Consider the following 17,651-nt stretch of genomic DNA (forward strand, 5'->3'; position numbering starts at 1 on the left):
TCGGTTGCCATATAACGTGCCGAAACATCGGTTATACAGCTTCCGGTTTCATAAGCTAAAGTTATTCCTGTACAAGATTCGTTTCCGGCTCCAAAAGGATAATTCCTAAATCGATCGTTCTCCCACCGCCCAACAACTGAAGACTGACCTTCGCGCGCCTTTTGCGTTTGTCAACTTTGGTGACGAGCTCCTCTTTTCCAGTTAAGGGGCCCGACACGACGTTCATACGGGAGTTCTCAAAATACACCCTAGAATTCTCCGCCACATCGTCATGATCGAGCAGCCCCAATATAGGACTAATCTCTTCTTCCGGTATTTGCTTAAAATACTGCTCTTCAGAGGTCTCTAATTCATTCATAGCTTGGTGCTTATAGATAAGATCCTTGCGGCTGCAGTAGTTTAATAACCGGTAGACATGGGGGTTCTTCTGAAGGATATAATAGGTAGAGTAATTCATTTGAGTCTGGATGAACACATAGCCCGGAAATAACAGTCTTTCAATTAAATCATATTGACCGGCTCTTCTTTCCGAAATTTGCTTCTTGGGAACGACGCAGCGTAGCAACTCTCCGGAAAATAGCCGCTGCAGAGATGACTTCACACGGTCTTCGCAGCCATTTCGAACGAATAATACGTACCAGCTCATAATATCCCCCAATAGTAAAAGATTAGAGACAGGCGGACCTTCCGATGAATAAATGCCCAAACTTGTTATAATCAACATATTAGAAAAGAAATTATATAATTGCTATTTTACTCATTATATACCAAAGGTTAGGAGTCTTCAACGATCAGTTACTAGAATCATTGCGCTATTTCTAATTCTTCATTTATTTGCAGCATTTGCTTCTGAACATTCTGATGTTAACAGAAATTCAATATATATCCCTCTTCAAATGTCATAAATTAAAAGGAGAAATCAATGGTCCAAAAAAACACTATTTTTAAAAATACTATCCTTAAAAAGATTCCTATCTTAATTTTCATTTGTTTGTTCTTACTTACTTCTTGCAATAAGGATGCTGAAATATTTATTGGAACGGTGCACACCATAGATGCAGAAAATAAAAGAATCCTGGTTGTCTCCGGCTTAAAAGAAGCGGATTTCAATAAGAGTTCCAAAGAACTTCTCAATTCTAATGAGTATGCTAAGGTCATTTGGGTAAGTAAAGTTTCTCCCTCTAGATTCAAACAGGGTGATAAAATTGAAATAACCTATACCGCGAGCGATGATTCTTATCCGGCACAAGTAACCGCCAAGAAAATCAGCAAAATCAGGAAATGATTCAAAGAATAAAATCTAGCAGGTGCAAGCATCGTTTCCAAAAGAAGCGGTGCTTTTTGATGTGAGACTAAAGCAACTCACAAACACTATTAGCATTTCCTGAGAGCTGCTCTACGCAAAAATTCCCGGGAGAGGGAATTACCTCACCGGGAATTATTAAATATATCTACTATTTAAAGCACTTGGCAGAATCCGATGCGAAAGCACTCATTTTATTGAGTCATGTGAAATAGTGACGCCGATGTATTGGTTTACTTCGTGTCCATCTGCGTTTTTTTTGTAGCGATCGAATTGCTTCAGGAGTTGAATATTACGGGAAGCCACATTCTTGGCGACAAAGCCTATGGCTCAGAAGCGATTCGGAACTGGATTACGACTAAACAGGCCACTTACACCACTCCGCCTAAAACGAATAGTCAACATCCATGGAAGGTCGATTGGTATCGGTACAAAGAACGCCACTTGGTTGAATGCTTTTTCAATTGACTCAATGATAGTTTTCAGACACGCCCTAAATGACAATGTTAAAAAAAGTGGCGTAATGGCCTCCTGCTATTTAGGTGGGCTTAATAGTAGAGCCTTTATTCCGGTCACGAAGATCACGGCATGATTCAAGCGGTTCAGCGGGGTACCCTTACACTAGAGAAGCTGGAAGCTATGACCTTTGGTCGAATTTGGCGGCCTGCTCGGATATGCACCAGTTATAGCAGTAAACGGCTTCAACTGCGCGAACTTCGTTAATCGTGGCGGACGAATCCCAGCTCCAATTCATAGCTTTAACTTTAGCTGAATGAAGAGGCATATCATTTGATATACCCCTTTATCCATCTTATTGCAATTAAATCAAACCGTTTCCATTCTATTTGAACTGGAACCAAGTTAAATTGGCAACTGTGGTTGAATCTGATTTAACAAAAGTAACATATACAGTATGAGTTCCTACAGCTGTCCCGGCATTAAGCGGGATATTCTTGACTGACCATGTCTGCCATCCGCCTGTGCTTTCTGCCGTCCAATAACCCAGCATAGTGCCTGTAGGACTGTCCAAGTGGAATTCTATCCTTCCGCCGGAGTTAGCGGATGCAACCTTCAAATCAATACTTGTTTTAGCTGTACTGCCAAAGTCTACATTTTTAAATGCTATATAGTCGCCATTACTCCCTCCACCAACATCCAGCCCGCCATCAGTGCTTGCCTCATAGGATATAACACCTGAACTAAGGTTATAGCCTTCCGCTTCAAATTTCAATGTGTTGAATTTTGGAGCTGCAGCATAGCTGTTAGTATCTGTTATTTTCAATTCTGAGAGTGTAGTTGCCGCAACTCCACCGACGCGAACATTGTTTAATGTAACTCCGGAGACAGTAGATGTGTCACTCCAACCCTTCATTATTGAAACTTCACCTAAAGCGCGTAAATTGATATTATTATAGACCACATTTTGTATCGGACCGGTTTTTGCAGAAAGATCAAACCATCTGGAGTGAACACCGGATCTTGGCCAGAAGCCTTCTACATCTATATTGTCGAATACGATGTTCTGTGCTGCTGGAGTCCCATAAAGATGACCTACCGCTAAAGCGCGCCAGCACCGGTATACATAAGAGTTTTTAACAACGATGCCATCCTGAAGCTGTTTTACTCCATCTCCGACCTTGAATGCTCCACATCTGCTCCAAGCCAAAGCATCATCCACAACTACATTTGACTGGTTTTCAGGACTTCCCGGCCAGTTTGCAGCTATATCCGTAGTTGCTACATCCCATGTCTTAAATGAGTAGGTGTCATCCTCCGATACTGCTACAGTGTGCTTTATGAGTACATTCTGGCTCTCTTGAATATCTATTGCATCATTTTCATAATCAAGTTCATTGTTGTTGAAGTGCTTTGTATTCTGGAATGTTACGTTATTAGATCTTGTAACGATTGTAGCCCAGCCACCGCTGTCTCTTATGGTTATGCCGTCAACCGTGAAGTTGCTGCACTGCAAGGGTACAAGAATATTGTTCAAATAATTGTTTGTATTTCTCATATAATGGCCATTGCCGTCAATAGTCCCCCTGCCGTATATCTTAATATTGTTTGCATTGGTTTCGGTATAAATAAACCATGTCCCATCCTTATTCAGAGAATTCTTATGGAAATGGGTAGTGTAATCGCTTGGATTTCCTGAACCCCTTATTACAGAACCACCCTCCAGATAAACCGAAACATTGCTTTTTAGAACAAGGTTTCCACTCTTGTACACTCCGGCTGGAACATATACGATACCGCCACCTGCTGCGTTAGCCGCATTGATGGCATTTTGTATTGCAGTTGTAGCCAAAGCGGACCCGGTACTGTCGGCACCGTACCCGGTTTTAACATTGTATATCCCTGTACCGGATGAAGCCGGAACATTGGTTTCAAGAGCATCTGCCGCAATAACCAGATCCTTCAGGTTATTGATTTTAACGATAAGATAGGTTGGTGATGAAAGTGTAAAGGTAAGTGTATTTCCGCTCTTTGTAGCAGTGATTCCCAAAGCTTTGGGAGAAATATTATAGGTATTGATTGTCTCGCTTGCTGTTATTGTGATTGTAGTAGTACCTGAAAAAGAGAAATTACAATAATTATAGTTTACAAATACTTCCGAAGTGTCGATTACCGGTATATTCGTAGAGTCTGCTGTTACCGTATATTGACTGGTCGTGGTATAGATCGACGGTAATGGATAGCTTACAATTGTACCCGCCGCTCTTGCTGTCAAAGGAACGACAGCTAAAAGACTGGCGAGCATACAAACAATTAAACTTAATAATTTTAACTTTTTTAGCATAACTAAACACCTCTTTCATATTTTTTAGAAAATACTCTGTCATCAGTTGGTCGCTACTACTGAACTTGCCGCCGATCAACTCGGGAAACAGTACCCTATTGTGCAGGTCCGGTGTAGACAGGCTGAGCACCTCGAAGTGTTCCAGAACATCGGTAACCTCAGTTCCCCCTTATATATCCATTTTGTATTCGCTTACAACCTGATTATAGACGGATTGGCGCATCCGGATAAGGCGGGTAAGCCCACATTAAGGGCAGATTTCTGCAGCAGCTTTATACAGAGAAGGGAGGCCACCTCCGCCCTGCGGACATGCCTCCCCTGCGCATTCTTATTCTTTTCCAAGATATCGCCTGTGCTCATACCCGAGATCCAGGGCGATCTCCTGAACCTGCCGGCCGCCGATTAGCATCGCCTTGGCCTTCTCCATCTTCTCATACATCACATACTGCTGAAACGAAATCCCCTGCACCTTCTTGAACAGGTTGGAGAAATACCCCTGGCTGAGGTTAATCTGCTTCGCCACCTGCTCCAGCGACAGCCCCGTATCCAGATGGCTATCGATATAAGCGGCGGCCTGGCGGATAATCCGCGTGGACTCCAGGGAACGGGCCTCCGTAACCAGCGCCTTTGGCTTTCGCAATCAGTTCTTACATGTTGGCCGAAGTGTGACCCACATAGCGGCCTACAATCCCCGCACGGTCCGTTTCCATCACATGGCCGTTGCGAGAAGACCAAGTCGTGATCGACCTCAGCCAGCACACGCTGATCGGTAAGCTCCAGCCCGTACAGAAGATTGGACATAATGCGCGCGACCTCGGTCTTGCCTGTGCCTGGGGGGCCTGTGAAGACCATATGAAGCGTCGGCTTCGTCGAAATAATCTTACCCAACCGCTGGGTGATCAAATGCCCTTGCATCTGCTTGATAAAACTTTGGATCTCTGCCATGAGTGGACCAGCCCGACCATGGCGTCGAGTGCCGCTAAGGCCGCATGTAGAACTTCCACGTGATCTTCAGAGACCTCGTTTTCATCTTCGTTATCTTCAGTGCACTCTTCTTATGTTTTGACAACCTCTTAGAAAATATATAGTTTTCCGTTACGTATCGAAGCAGTTCCCGCAAGTTCTGAGTAGACTCCACCTTACCGTTTAGAAGCGTATTTATTGCCCCTTTGTCATTAATCTCATCGAAGGTAAGCATGTATGCTTCGAGATAATCGCTGTTGGCTTCTTTACCTTGTACAAACTCATCCACATGCTGTCTAAGTTGAGAGGGTTTTATAAATTCTTTTCCATATTGAAAACGCAGAATATTTCTAAGCTTCTTTAGAAAAAGTTCAAATCTTCATCATTAAATTTAGAAATCGAGTTACGAATGTTCTGTAATACATATTTACACCTCAGAAAAATAGATTTCCAACTATATAAGCTGAACTTAAGAATGACGGACAGCTGATTGGCGAAATCCTAGTGGATCAAGGGTTTTCGCCAATGCAGCAAGTTAGATTCTTAAGTTCACTCTATATATTAACTAATTCAATTTCTTATTAGCAAATAGCTGCTGTAGAGAAATTACTATAAGCATAAATTTTCAGTCTGGGACAATCTTTTTCCATGACGGTATTTCTGGTTTACTCCGTAATAAAAGTGATACACTAATTATATCAATTCACTTTATGTAGAGATTGAGGGGATATATATTGGAGCCAGTTGTTCTTGCACGTATCGGAGCGAAATTTTTCGCCTATGTATTGCCACGAATAAAAAATAGTAAAGTTTATCGTGATATACAAGCAAAATGGTCCAAAGATAATTATTCAACTCAAGTTAAAAATATGTTTAAAGCTGCAATTGCTGACTCTAAAGCGGTATTCGACATTCCCGATGAGTTAATAAATGAACTGTTAGAAGATAAAATAAACCGTGATGAAATCTTTCGCTGGATTCTTGAAGGGGTAACCATGGAAGATTTTGAATCATCAAAGCTAAACCTACTTCCGTATATAGAGAGATATCCTCAATACGAGGACTACCTTGAAGCATTTTTTGTAACAATCCTGGACAAAGTAGATGACTTTCAAGAACATCACTGGAATCCTGAATTTCTGCAAATCTTATCACATATTCGTTCCATGAACCTTGAACTAAAAGAAGAAATAAAACAAGGCTTTGACAGAATGGAGACTGCTCAAGGGCAGTTCAGTCAAACACTGAATGAACAAAATACTCTACTGAATAATTTATTTGAGCCCGTCTCTTTTACCGATTTAAATGAACTCATAATCGCAGGAGATGTAATAAGTGCACGAGAAAGAGCATTTGAACGACTTCGCGGTAAGAAGGTGTACACTGATTATGAATTGATGGAATTGAATGCTGTCATTGGTTCCAGCTTCATTATGAATGGAGAGGAAAAAGAATCAATCATCTACTTGCAAACCGCAGTTTATCATTGTAAAGATGAACCAAGAAAGTATCGCATGCTTTCCTTGGTTAAATTTTTTGAAGATCATTATGAAGAAGCGTTAGAATACATGAACCGTGCAATTGAATTAGAAGGTTATACACAAAATAATATAGAAAAAATAGTAAACATTTATAGAAGACAAGGTCAACTTGATTTGGCACTGGAACTTTTAGATAAATATCCTGACTTCGAATTAGAAGAATTACGCGCTTATACACTTATAGGCAAACAGCAATATGCTACTGCAATATCTTTGGTCCAAAAAATGCTTGTGAGCGAACCTGAAAATTTCACCTGGCAGCTTATTTGGCTTGAAACTAAAATTTCAGAACTTCAAGAACAAATCTCTTCTGGAAACATATTTGATATAGAAGAAATATATCAATCAATAATGTTAACAATAAAAAAGTTAGAAAACCAAAAAAAACAAAGCAAACGAATTCATGCACGAATAAATGAATTAAAGGCAGCTATATCCTATTGGAGTAAACGTTTTACAGAAGCAAAGCTTATATATGAAGAGCTATACACACAAACTCAGAATGAATTTTATTACAAAAATCTGCTTTATTGTTGTTTATGCGATGAAGATTATGATAGATCCATTCATTTGCTTGAAGACCAAATAAAAAATAATGACAATGATATTGAAAATATTATTATTTTGGGAATAGTTTATTTGGATTCTGGTGAACCCCTGCTTGCTAAGAATTTACTAGAAATGAACATGATGCATGTTGATGACCAAAATTCTTCCTCCATTAAATACTATTTTGTTTATATCCGTAGCTTATACAATACGCTAAATTTTCCTGACATTAATTCTTTCATCGCTTCCCTTGAAGTCAAGCAAAATGATCAAATGGGAACCAAAGCCCTTAAAGCATATTCTTATACACTTCTTCACGATTGGGAAACCGCAATCTTTCACTGGGAGTCTTGCATCGATAGCCTTTCAAAAGATTTGTATATAGACGCTGCGATGTATTTATCCCAAGCATATTTGAATAGAGGAACTAAATACGATTATGAACAAATGGTCAAATTAATTGAAAATATCCCTAATTGGAAACAACATGAGCAAATGATTAATACTTATGCTACAGGGCTCTATGAACTAAAAGAATATGAAAAGACAATTAAGCTTTTTAAAGAATTACCTTCCACTAATCTTGATTTGTTGGCGATTGTTAACACTATTTATTTCAACTTTGAATGGTACGAAACTGCAAAAGAAAATTATATGGCTTTGTACCAAAAAACTAATAATATAATTTTTTTAACAAGATATGCAAGCTGTTTATTCCGCTTAGGCTCAACTAAAGAATGTTTGGATGTTCTTCATTCAATAGAGCAAAGAATAAAAGAAAAACCAACTATAGAACATCTTCAATTGCTAAGCATCAGCTATCTGGAAGCCAAATATCACCATAAATCAATGGAATTTGCATTTAAACTATTTAATATAGGAAAGCTTGATCCTGATGTGTGGAGCTTTTATTTCTTTCATTTTCAGCATATTGCCCGACAAATTGAGCTCCTGCCAGAATGGATTGAGACCTTTCAATTTATCTGGGAAAATTTTAATATAAATTTCCCAGCAGAAGAACCACTTTATCAAACTATAACCGCTTTAAATGATGATGATACTCTTTCAGACCAACTTATAAAGGTATTAAAGGACAATCACGATTCTCAACAACGCACTAGGCAAATGATTAAAGACAATTATTTCCCTCCAAGTTTTATGGCCAGTATGCTAAATAAAGGTCCCTATGAGACTTGGATACATCATTGTTTCTCACCTGATTTAGAGTTTTGGATATATTACGGCTATAATATAAGTGAATTTATATCTCATGGTATACAGATTTCTAAAACTTCTACATCGGTTTTATGTGATTTATATAATCTATTGACTGTAAGACATCTTGGTTTACTTAATGAATTGGCAGGAATGTATGAATTATATATCCATCAAAATGAGTATAATGAACTTTTCAATGAATACTCAAATAAAAAGGCTGTAAGTACCCAGGGACTCTCCACTCTCTCATATTCTGATGGTCAAATAAATCTTATGGAAAACACTGCTGATGAAGTACAACAATATCTAAAGGGACAAGAAGAATTTATTTCTTGGATTAATACAAGTTGCATCAAAATTGGAAATAAAATCACAAATGACGAAACAGACGATAAGATGGATTTTCTTTTTCAACCACTTGCCATTTGTAGTGAAAAAAGTTTAAACATGATGATAGACAGTCACCTAGTTCGCAGTTTGGCTAAGGAACTTCACAATGTTGAAACATTCAATACATTAGAGTGGGTAGAAATTCTACGGATTACAAACAAAATCACAAAAGAACAATATTATGATTATTTAGGCGAGTTAATTTACATGGGATACTCTTTATTCCCTATTAACGAACACATTATTTTGCATCAACTAAAAAAAAGCTCTTATCTATTAAATGATAAAACCCTACAATTAATAAATTATCTAAAGAAGGATGATATAAAACATGAATATGTTTTAGGTGTTAGCGCTCAAATTTTAAAAGAGATTTGGTTAGAAAATTTGCCTACATTTCAGAGACAAATAATTACCGACACACTGTGTAATGTCGTTTCTCATAATAAGAATAAACAAGAATCAATTCTTAAGTTACTTGAAGAAACCAGGCCACTATTCTCAATATTAGTTGAGATGCATTACAAAAAATTAGAAACTGCTGTTTCATATTGGTTACAGGGACAGCAAATTATCTAACATTAAATTTAAAGAAGAGCTCACAATTCTCATGAGCTCTTCTTTAAATTATTTTATCTTCAAAATACTTCTTAATAATTACAGTTTGACGTTTTCATTTTCTTTCTCAGTTATGTAAGTTATCAATATATTTCTTCGATAAGCAGTACTTCTCTTTCTGTATTGTTCTTCCCCTTCAATGTGTTGGTAATGTAATCTCCTCGACGCGTGATATTAATTAATCTATATAATCGAGGTGCTTCTCCAATGAGTTTGATTTCTAATATTACTGTTTAAAATATTTCACTTGGATCATTTTTATTTTGGTTACAATAAAATACCACATTATTATTACTGAAATAATGCATACTACCACGCATAAAAATGTATAAAGGGGCAAAAAAGGATCAGTGGTCAAAATATATAAGGAATTTGCAATTTAGTAAATCTTATAGCATTAACCGCAGAAGAAATAAAGAGAGTAATAATTAAAAAATATTTTAATCCGATAGAATTTTCCTGACAAAAAATACTCCTGAGAGACCATTGGAACATATATGAACAACCATAAAGAATAATGAATTCCTAATATTAAATAAAAGAAATAGGAAGCTACGGAAAGTCCCGAAAATTATTAAAGGAAAGATTTGCGGCCTTGACAGCCTCACAGTTCCATTTAACTATTTCATCTGATATTATGTTATAGAAGAAACAGCAATACATTTGAAAATAATATTGCATATGCTGAAGTTCCAAAAATATATCCTGTTAGATATTAAAAAATCCAACGCATATGTGTGTTGGATTTTTTATAAATGAAATTATTCCTCAGATATCTTATATGTTAATTTCCCTTTTGAAACTTCAGATAAATTAACTGAAGTTATTTCATAATACATTTCAAAATCCTCTTCAGCTTTCACCATCAGAAAGCAAGGAAAAGCTTGATTTTCCTTAGGACTTAACTGATCAAATTCAAATACTAAAATGCTATCTTCTTTCTCCTCAAAGTAACTATAATCAAATAACGCTTCAATATAATTATCAAAGTCCTTTTTCTTTGTTTTTGTATTTGGCTCATGGTAGAGAGATAAAATGTGTTCTTCTACCAGGTGTGCATAATCGTACTTGTTAATTTTGCTATCCGACTCATGGCTTAATAGCATCTGGAGGTATCCACCATAGCCTGTAAAATCTTCGATGATTTTTACATCAGGCTTCATAAAATCATCGCTTTTCAAAAGATTAATTTTCTTTTCAAATGATAATTTCACTTTTATAGTTTGATCTTGCTTATTCCCAATATTTCTCAGAACTAACGGAATAATATTATATGAAGCCAAAAAATCAAATAGCTTGTAATACGAAAAGTACTTTTTTAATTCCTTTTCAAATAGTAATAAGGCATCGTATTTTTTGATTTCTTCTTCTGATCCATTTCTTCTATTTTGAAGACCAAATAACAAATTGTTACTTTTAACTTTAGCTTCTTTCAAGTTACCCAACTGAAAAAATTCGTCATCCAACTTAACATGAAGCAATTTCAAAGCTAATTCTAATAAGTGTCCTCGTCGGGGTCCTGTAAATTCACAATACTCTTCGTCACCATACTGCGATGACAGTAAGTCATTGAATATCCATTTATCAGACTCTGATTGAATTTCTGTTATACCCGATACCTCGAATGAGTTGATGTTTTTTATCATTTCAAGCAAAGGATTTTGTTGTTCCTGATAAAATTTGGATTTAAATAAATTAATTGTTTTTGAATTCATAACATCAGAAAACTCAAAATGATCTTTCAAATAAAATTGAACAATCAAATTACTCATTTTGTGTGTTTTGAATCCTAAAAAATGATTAACCCAATCAATTAAGCGATTTTCGAAATCTATCTTAGCTTCTTTTGTTCCTTGGGTTGAAAACTGCATGTACGTATAACTTAAAGCTTTTGACATTAATTCAAGATCTGTATCGTTTGCATGCTTCCCTTTTTGTGATAAAAACTTACCTAAGTTTCTGTAAACCAAAGCATCAAGGGCATCCTGATCAATGTCTCGTTGTTTGATACTAATTTTTTCTTTATTTGAAATTAAGATTATATTATTTCCAAAGTCTTTATCAGAGGCTGTTTTTCCATTTATGCGATTCAAAATATGTTTTGTTTCCTCATTGCATGTTCCAATTAAAATCAACTCATAACAATTGGCTTCTGAATAATCATGTATTAGGTATTCTAACCATTTACGGATATTTGGCATGGAAAAGTTATTTTTCGATGTTTTAACTTGGACTACTTTGGGTTCTTGCTCCTTGTAATACCATGCAATATCCACTTTCTCATTTACTGTATCAGGTTCAATTTGGACATATTCCCATTCTTCAGAAACAAGGGAATTGATAACACAAACAACAGCTTGAGCTAGATAGCCCCAGGCCCCTTCTTTCCCGCCCACTTGAACGCCCCATTTCATCATTTTATTCTAGTCTGCTATTACAATAAAACAATTAAACTACTTATTCTACTGGACAGTCAAAAGTTCTTTTCAAAAATCATAACATAGAAAAATAACCCATTTCGGCGAATCTACGGTATCCTTAAGATCTCACACTAAAAGGATAGAATCGCTGAATGGGTTACGAAAAAAGTGTACCCTATTTCTAAGCGATTGACCATACCTATGCTAAAATACCTGAATGAACTTTTGCTTCCCTTCCGTTCCTGCTTTTCCAGACAAGCCACCTTTGAGTGGTTCGTTGTCCTGGTCATCGGCTTCATGTTGCGCTCCGACCATCTGGGCGTCACTTCGGTGATTCGGGATCTTTCGCTGAATAGCCACTGCTATGAGACACTCCTTCACTTTTTCAGTTCGTCCGGCTGGTCCACCCCGGCGCTACGGCAGAAGTGGCTTCAGGTGGTGCGCCAGCATGCGCCTTTGCTAGTGATCGACCATCGCGTGGTCCTCGTCGGCGACGGCAAGAAGCAGACCAAGGAAGGCCGCCGGATGCCAGGGGTCAAGAAGCTCTACCAAGAATCAGAAAATATCTCCAAAAAAGACTATATTTTTGGTCATTTGTTCGGCACCATCGGCATTCTGGTCGGCGATTCCCGGAAGTGGTTCTGCTTGCCCTTGTTCATGAATCTTCAAGACGGTATACAAACCATTCTGGGCTGGAAGAAGTCCAAGGGCGAAGCAGAGACGGCTTCCCATGTCGTACAGATGATTGAACAAGGCTTGGAGGCGGCCAAAGAGTTCGGTCAAGCGCTACACCTGGTGACGAAAGCCAAATCGAACGCGGTTGCTTACGAACGTCCCCCTGCCAAAAAGCCGGGACGGGGCCGACCGCTGAAAAAAGGTCAAGCAGTCAAACTGAAGGAGTTATTCACGACTTGCGCTGCCGATTTTCAAACCACGACCCTTCCGCTGTACGGCAAAGAAGAGACGGTTCAGTTTCTGTGCCTGGATCTGCTTTGGGGCCAGGGGTGGTATCAGGAATTACGTTTCGGGAAATGAAGCAGGTAACCCACGCCTTCGGTTACCGCTTCTGGAGCAAGTCCATGCCGAAACTGAATCGGTATTTGAGAAAAGAGGAAACGCATCCCCTCCATCGGTAACGAACGAACAAGACCGTCAGCGCATCCAGAAAACGATCCAGGCGATCGAGGGATTTGTGATGTGCCAGTGTGTATTGCAATGGGACTGCTACAACTCGTCGCCTTGCAGTTTTCAGGCAGGACCTCGGGGCTATTTTTCCGCTATCTGAGAACACCTTCCTATGCGGTAGTCTCCGAGGCAAGCGTTGCCGCTTATTTACGTAAGTCTATTTTTCGCCAGTTTGCTCAAAATCCTCACTTAGCTATAACGAAAATAATTAAATCTCAGCAGGAAAGCGCGGATGTGGAGCGCGATTCGCTGGTTTCTTAGCGCTGTAGAACTTTTGACTGTCCAGGTAATTATTTAATACCTGGGTTATTTCGTTTGCGCCCAGAAATCAGGCTGGCGACTAACCCCAAACCGTAAACTACCGCTCCGAATCCATAAGCCACTCCGTAGCCGCCGAGATAGTCTATCATCCACCCTGTCACTCCCGGCCCCAGCATTTGTCCTACCGCATAGAATACTGAGATAAATCCGATGGCAGTTGGAACGTATCGGGGATTAACTTGTCTTGCGGCCTTCAGTTGAATTAATGTAACCAGACCACCGATACTGGAGCCCCAAAGTACTGATGATAAGACGAACCCCGGGATGCTGTGATTCAGAAGCGGGATGATATCCCCTGCCGCCGCGCAAGCCCAAACCAGTACAAACATCCGGTTTACACCAAAACGGTCGGACAGACTGCCCCAGACAGGGCCGCCTGCAATGCTGAAGATGCCAGCTACCGCGTACACCAGACCGGCAGCGCGGTCTGATATCCCTTCAGCCAGCATGTAGCCAGATTGATAGAGATTGGGAACAAGATACGCTATACCCACTAGAAAATAGAGTACAGCCACCTGCATCAACGCTTTATTTTTTAGCCACTTCGGTTTTTCTGCCTCCTTCGCACTCCCTACAACCTCGGGATTTCTCAGGATTAATAAAGCTGCGATTAGCACAACTAATGAGATGATACCGAACCCTAACCAGACCGCACGCCAGCCTAGAACGGGGAATTGACTGATTAGTAATGGTACTAAAAATCCGCTTAACAACATCCCGATACCTGCACCACTTAGCAACATCCCCAGGACGATTCCCTTCTTGTCCGGGAACTGACCCAGCATGAGGGACATGAGTGGAGTGAACACCAGTGCACTGCCCCCTCCGGCCAGGAACATGAACAGGGCCACCCAAATGAACGAGGGTGATCCGGAAAGGCCAAACATACTGATGACGACTGCACTACCTCCAGCCATAAGAACAGCTTTGCCACCCCAGCGGACAGCCAGTATACCCGACAGCCCGACCGAAACCAGGTAACCCAGAAACATGATCGTGCCAAGCATCCCTCCCTGTGAAATTGACAATCCGAGTCCGGTCTGCATATAAGGCAAAACTAGCCCGTAGGCCATTCGCGCAAACCCTGTCGTGGTCACAATCATCAACATCCCGGTCAGTACAAACGGCCAGAAAGATGGGAGAGAGACTGAATTAAAGTTGGAATCAGAACTGATTTTCGAGCGCACCTGTGCACTTTCCCTTCTGTGGTATATTTTTAAATAAACTGTTCCTTTATTATGTTTTTTTCTGAAGATACCCTCTACCCCAAGGTGGATTAAAACCCCCGGTTCACGGAATTCTTGACATTCTCTGAAAGTAAAGCATCCGATACATGAAAAGCCCTTCAAGGGTATCGCTCCTTGAAGGGCTTGTCAGTGTCTGGCAGGTTCAGTTGCCATGTTACATCCGGGAAGAATTTTCACGTAGTAATGCGCTGGGATTTACTCCGAATTTCTTGCGGAACGCCTCGGCAAAATGGCTTGGATTCGAGTAGCCCACTGCGCAAGACACTTCAATGACGTTCGACTTCCCGGCTTGTAGTAGCTTTAAAGCCTGCTCCATCCTCTTCTCTCGCAGGTATCCAAAGATTGTGTTACCATACATCTCCTTGAAACTCACCTTGAGCTTGTAATCATTCAAACCGACCATACGCGACAGTTGCAACAATGATGGAGGATTATCCATCTGCTCCAGTATGATTCGGCGCGCTTCGCCAACACGCAACTGGGTCTCTTGGCTAAGCCCTGTCCGCTCCTCTTTTCCTTCGAGAAGAGTGCGGAGTGCCAGTTCTAGAAGTTCTAACACTGTGTACTCCAGCTCAATATTATTCATTGTTCCATTCCTTAGGCTGGCTGTAATGTGGTGAAGCGAAGCGCTGGCGGAAGCTGGCGGAAGCTGGCGGCTTCTCCTGAAGCAACCGATACGACTTTCCTTCAAGAAGGCTGTTAAAGTCAGCCCTTTGCACTCCCCCGATTGAGGTCATAAAATGATGAAATACGCCGACAGACATCCCGATGCCGAACATTCGAAAGGGTTGTGCTTTGCCTAGCTCCAATCTCGCTTCCGGGGTATTAATCAGTTGCAAACTCCAGTTAGCAGGCATGAACTCCTGACGAGCGCCAGGTACACTTATTTCCCTACTACCCTCATAACAATACCCAAACTCTACCATTGGTGCGAGTGAATCTAGGCGTATATCATGGTTCTGGTACAGCTTATAGTCTGACATAACCATCTCCAACTCAGACCGTGGGTAAAACCGGGAAATCTGTCCTATTCCTGTCGTAGGATGAAGCATATAGCTTGAACTTCCGGCTCGATGACCTCCCTCAAACTTTTCAAAGAAATGATTAAAATTATATTGAATCGAGTTGTTCATAATTAAGCACTCCATGCTTCCTGATTCTGTGATAATCATTCTCATTGTAATGAATAATAATCATTTTGTCGAACTCATATTCAGAATCATGTAGGGATGTACGAATCAACCGCACTGCTCCTATGCACATATAAATGCCTTTCATACCTAGGCTTGGCATTCCGTGAAAATCATTTAATGGCAGTTATAGAGCTTTGACGCAGGGCAAGTTCATTCATCACGCCACGGAGTTACAACTCTTTTTAAAGGCCCTCCACATATGCGACTCGCCTTTTTTAAGGCCGTACAGCTCTTAAGATCAATCCGATTGAAAGGTTATGGCTGTGGCTCAAAGCTGAGATGATAAACACTTATTTTTTAAAAAATCCAACTTCATGTAAGCCCTATTCAGGATTAATAAAATAGAGGATTTCCGAGTCACCGTTAGTGACGAAGAAATCCTCTTTTAATTGAATTCCACCTATACCTCTAACTCACTTAATGCTTCGCATGATTATGCCCATGCTCATATCCATCATGATGGTGGGCTGAAGCAAAAGCTTGCTGAGGTGAAGCTATAACTTCAACCTCGTTACCGGTTACCGTGGTCGCAAACTCTTCGGGGTGATGCTCGGTAAATAGCACATAATATCCTGGTTCTACGATACGCAGGGTAAAGAAAACATCACCATTGAGCAGTAAATTCGTTTGTTTACGTTTTGGCTGAAGGATTCCCCCGCTTGCCAAGGGATCAGCTGGCCCTTGGAATATCTTCACCGCTTCCCGTTTTGCGGCTTCAAGCGCATCCTGGCTGTCTGAATTCACCGCGAATAGCGATATCAGCATTGCCGGATCAGGTCCATCATTTAAGGCAATCCGATAATCACCCATCGTCAATTTGTAAACTCCAGCCCACTCAAACGGATACCTTTCTTCGCCTTCATACTCGAATTTATTTGAACCGTGAAGAGCCTCATGGGAGTGATGAAGCCCTCCTGTCTCTCCTTCGGGGTCGACGTGCACAAGGACATTTCCCAAGTGTTCGATATCATGATGTAAACGGTGAATCACATCTTTCACAATCTCTTGTGCTTTCATGAGGGACAAATCCGGATCGACCGTGATGCTTAGGTCCGCTTTAATCTCATGCCCAAACCAGCGTGCCTTTACTTCATTGACTTCAATAACACCTTTGACATCTCTGGTTGATGCGGTAATTAAATCAATCGTTGCAGGTTCCATTCCATCAAGCAATCTGGAGAAAATGGTCTTTACCGAATCTTTTACGATAAATATAATCGTTATAGTAATCCCCAGTCCTACAATAGGGTCAACAATCGGATAACCCAACCAGCTGCCAAGAACACCTAATAAAACTGCCAATGAGGTAATACCATCGATTCTTGCATGATGCCCATCGGCAACCAATGCTGCACTTCCGATCTTTTTGCCCATCCGAATTCGATAGACGGCAACTAATTCATTCCCAATGAACCCAATGATTGCTGCGCTCCCAACCGCCCAAAGATTAGTAACTGGAGTGCCATTATACAAACGCTGAATTGATTCATACCCGGCTACGACCGCGCTGACTGCAATCAGAAGGATAATGATAAGGCCCGCTAAATCTTCTGTTCTATTCAGTCCGTAGGTAAAGCGCTTGGTCGGCAGGCGACGGCTTAGAACGAATGCAATCCACAAAGGAATTGAAGTTAACGCATCCCCAAAATTATGAATTGTATCTGCGAGCAGTGCAACACTCCCGGAAAATGCCACAATAATAGCTTGAAAAACCGCAGTAATAAACATCGCGATCAGCGATATCATCAGTACTCTAGTGGCTTCTTTATTCTTTACAATCCCTGAATCTACACCAACATGTGAATGACCGTGTTCTCCGTGTGCATGACCATGACCGAGCCCCATACATATTCCTCCTTCTTAAAAGGCAAGACAAGATTGAAAGTTATATCGAATTACTTCC

The 17,651-nt window shown here is 40.2% G+C and carries 12 protein-coding genes and 1 pseudogene; 5 read left to right on the forward strand and 8 right to left on the reverse strand.

All coding sequences use genetic code 11. The annotated features are described in order from the left end of the window. Nucleotides 1-61: 61 nt before the first annotated feature. Nucleotides 62-646: an antiterminator LoaP gene (loaP, locus tag QW71_RS02730; RefSeq protein WP_039292963.1), complete on the reverse strand. Its 585-nt coding sequence runs from the start codon at nucleotides 644-646 to the stop codon at nucleotides 62-64. A 276-nt stretch (nucleotides 647-922) separates the two neighbouring features. Between loaP and QW71_RS02735 the strand changes: the two genes are divergently transcribed. From QW71_RS02735 to QW71_RS41140, 3 genes and pseudogenes are all read left to right on the forward strand, one after another. Beyond that, the gene (locus QW71_RS02735; protein WP_039292965.1) at nucleotides 923-1,285 is read left to right on the forward strand and encodes a DUF3221 domain-containing protein; all 363 of its coding nucleotides are present in this window, start codon (nucleotides 923-925) and stop codon (nucleotides 1,283-1,285) included. Between the two features lie 258 nt (nucleotides 1,286-1,543). After that, nucleotides 1,544-1,771, forward strand: a complete 228-nt coding sequence (locus QW71_RS42135) for a transposase (RefSeq protein WP_373604758.1) — start codon at nucleotides 1,544-1,546, stop codon at nucleotides 1,769-1,771. A 25-nt stretch (nucleotides 1,772-1,796) separates the two neighbouring features. Continuing rightward, nucleotides 1,797-2,075: pseudogene (locus QW71_RS41140) on the forward strand (DUF711 family protein); the annotation flags it as partial. Nucleotides 2,076-2,144: 69 nt separating this feature from the next. Here the strand turns inward: QW71_RS41140 and QW71_RS02740 are convergent. Continuing rightward, on the reverse strand, nucleotides 2,145-4,103 hold the full coding sequence (locus tag QW71_RS02740) for a carbohydrate-binding protein (RefSeq protein WP_063776425.1): 1,959 nt from the start codon (nucleotides 4,101-4,103) through the stop codon (nucleotides 2,145-2,147). Nucleotides 4,104-4,431: 328 nt separating this feature from the next. Then, a complete protein-coding gene (locus QW71_RS02745; protein ID WP_039292968.1) occupies nucleotides 4,432-4,743 on the reverse strand; it encodes a helix-turn-helix transcriptional regulator in 312 nt (103 codons plus the stop codon). Between the two features lie 1,057 nt (nucleotides 4,744-5,800). Between QW71_RS02745 and QW71_RS02755 the strand changes: the two genes are divergently transcribed. Continuing rightward, entirely contained in the window at nucleotides 5,801-9,343 is a 3,543-nt protein-coding gene (locus QW71_RS02755) for a hypothetical protein (RefSeq protein WP_039292971.1), read from the forward strand. Between the two features lie 800 nt (nucleotides 9,344-10,143). On the opposite strand, the gene QW71_RS02760 is transcribed toward QW71_RS02755, so the two are convergent. Further along, nucleotides 10,144-11,799 (reverse strand): hypothetical protein, encoded by a 1,656-nt coding sequence (locus QW71_RS02760; protein ID WP_039292973.1) that lies wholly within the window; start codon nucleotides 11,797-11,799, stop codon nucleotides 10,144-10,146. Between the two features lie 204 nt (nucleotides 11,800-12,003). Here QW71_RS02760 and QW71_RS38460 point away from each other — a divergent pair, with 204 nt between their 5' ends. Beyond that, nucleotides 12,004-12,837 (forward strand): transposase, encoded by an 834-nt coding sequence (locus QW71_RS38460; protein WP_200905877.1) that lies wholly within the window; start codon nucleotides 12,004-12,006, stop codon nucleotides 12,835-12,837. Between the two features lie 440 nt (nucleotides 12,838-13,277). Here QW71_RS38460 and QW71_RS02770 read toward each other — a convergent pair whose 3' ends face one another. The 4 genes from QW71_RS02770 to QW71_RS02780 all read right to left on the reverse strand — a co-directional run bounded on the left by QW71_RS02770 (nucleotide 13,278) and on the right by QW71_RS02780 (nucleotide 17,593). Next, nucleotides 13,278-14,657 (reverse strand): YbfB/YjiJ family MFS transporter, encoded by a 1,380-nt coding sequence (locus tag QW71_RS02770; protein ID WP_235441364.1) that lies wholly within the window; start codon nucleotides 14,655-14,657, stop codon nucleotides 13,278-13,280. Nucleotides 14,658-14,709: 52 nt separating this feature from the next. Next, complete coding sequence (locus QW71_RS38710; protein ID WP_052769850.1) at nucleotides 14,710-15,141, reverse strand: AraC family transcriptional regulator; 432 nt, start codon at nucleotides 15,139-15,141, stop codon at nucleotides 14,710-14,712. Further along, nucleotides 15,134-15,688, reverse strand: a complete 555-nt coding sequence (locus tag QW71_RS38715; RefSeq protein ID WP_052769851.1) for a hypothetical protein — start codon at nucleotides 15,686-15,688, stop codon at nucleotides 15,134-15,136. The genes QW71_RS38710 and QW71_RS38715 overlap by 8 nt, the downstream gene beginning before the upstream one ends. Nucleotides 15,689-16,165: 477 nt before the next feature. Then, the gene (locus tag QW71_RS02780; RefSeq protein ID WP_063776426.1) at nucleotides 16,166-17,593 is read right to left on the reverse strand and encodes a cation diffusion facilitator family transporter; all 1,428 of its coding nucleotides are present in this window, start codon (nucleotides 17,591-17,593) and stop codon (nucleotides 16,166-16,168) included. Nucleotides 17,594-17,651 lie beyond the last annotated feature (58 nt).

It is taken from the genome of Paenibacillus sp. IHB B 3415, assembly GCF_000802655.2.
In the GTDB taxonomy this organism is placed as follows: domain Bacteria; phylum Bacillota; class Bacilli; order Paenibacillales; family Paenibacillaceae; genus Paenibacillus_AQ; species Paenibacillus_AQ phytohabitans.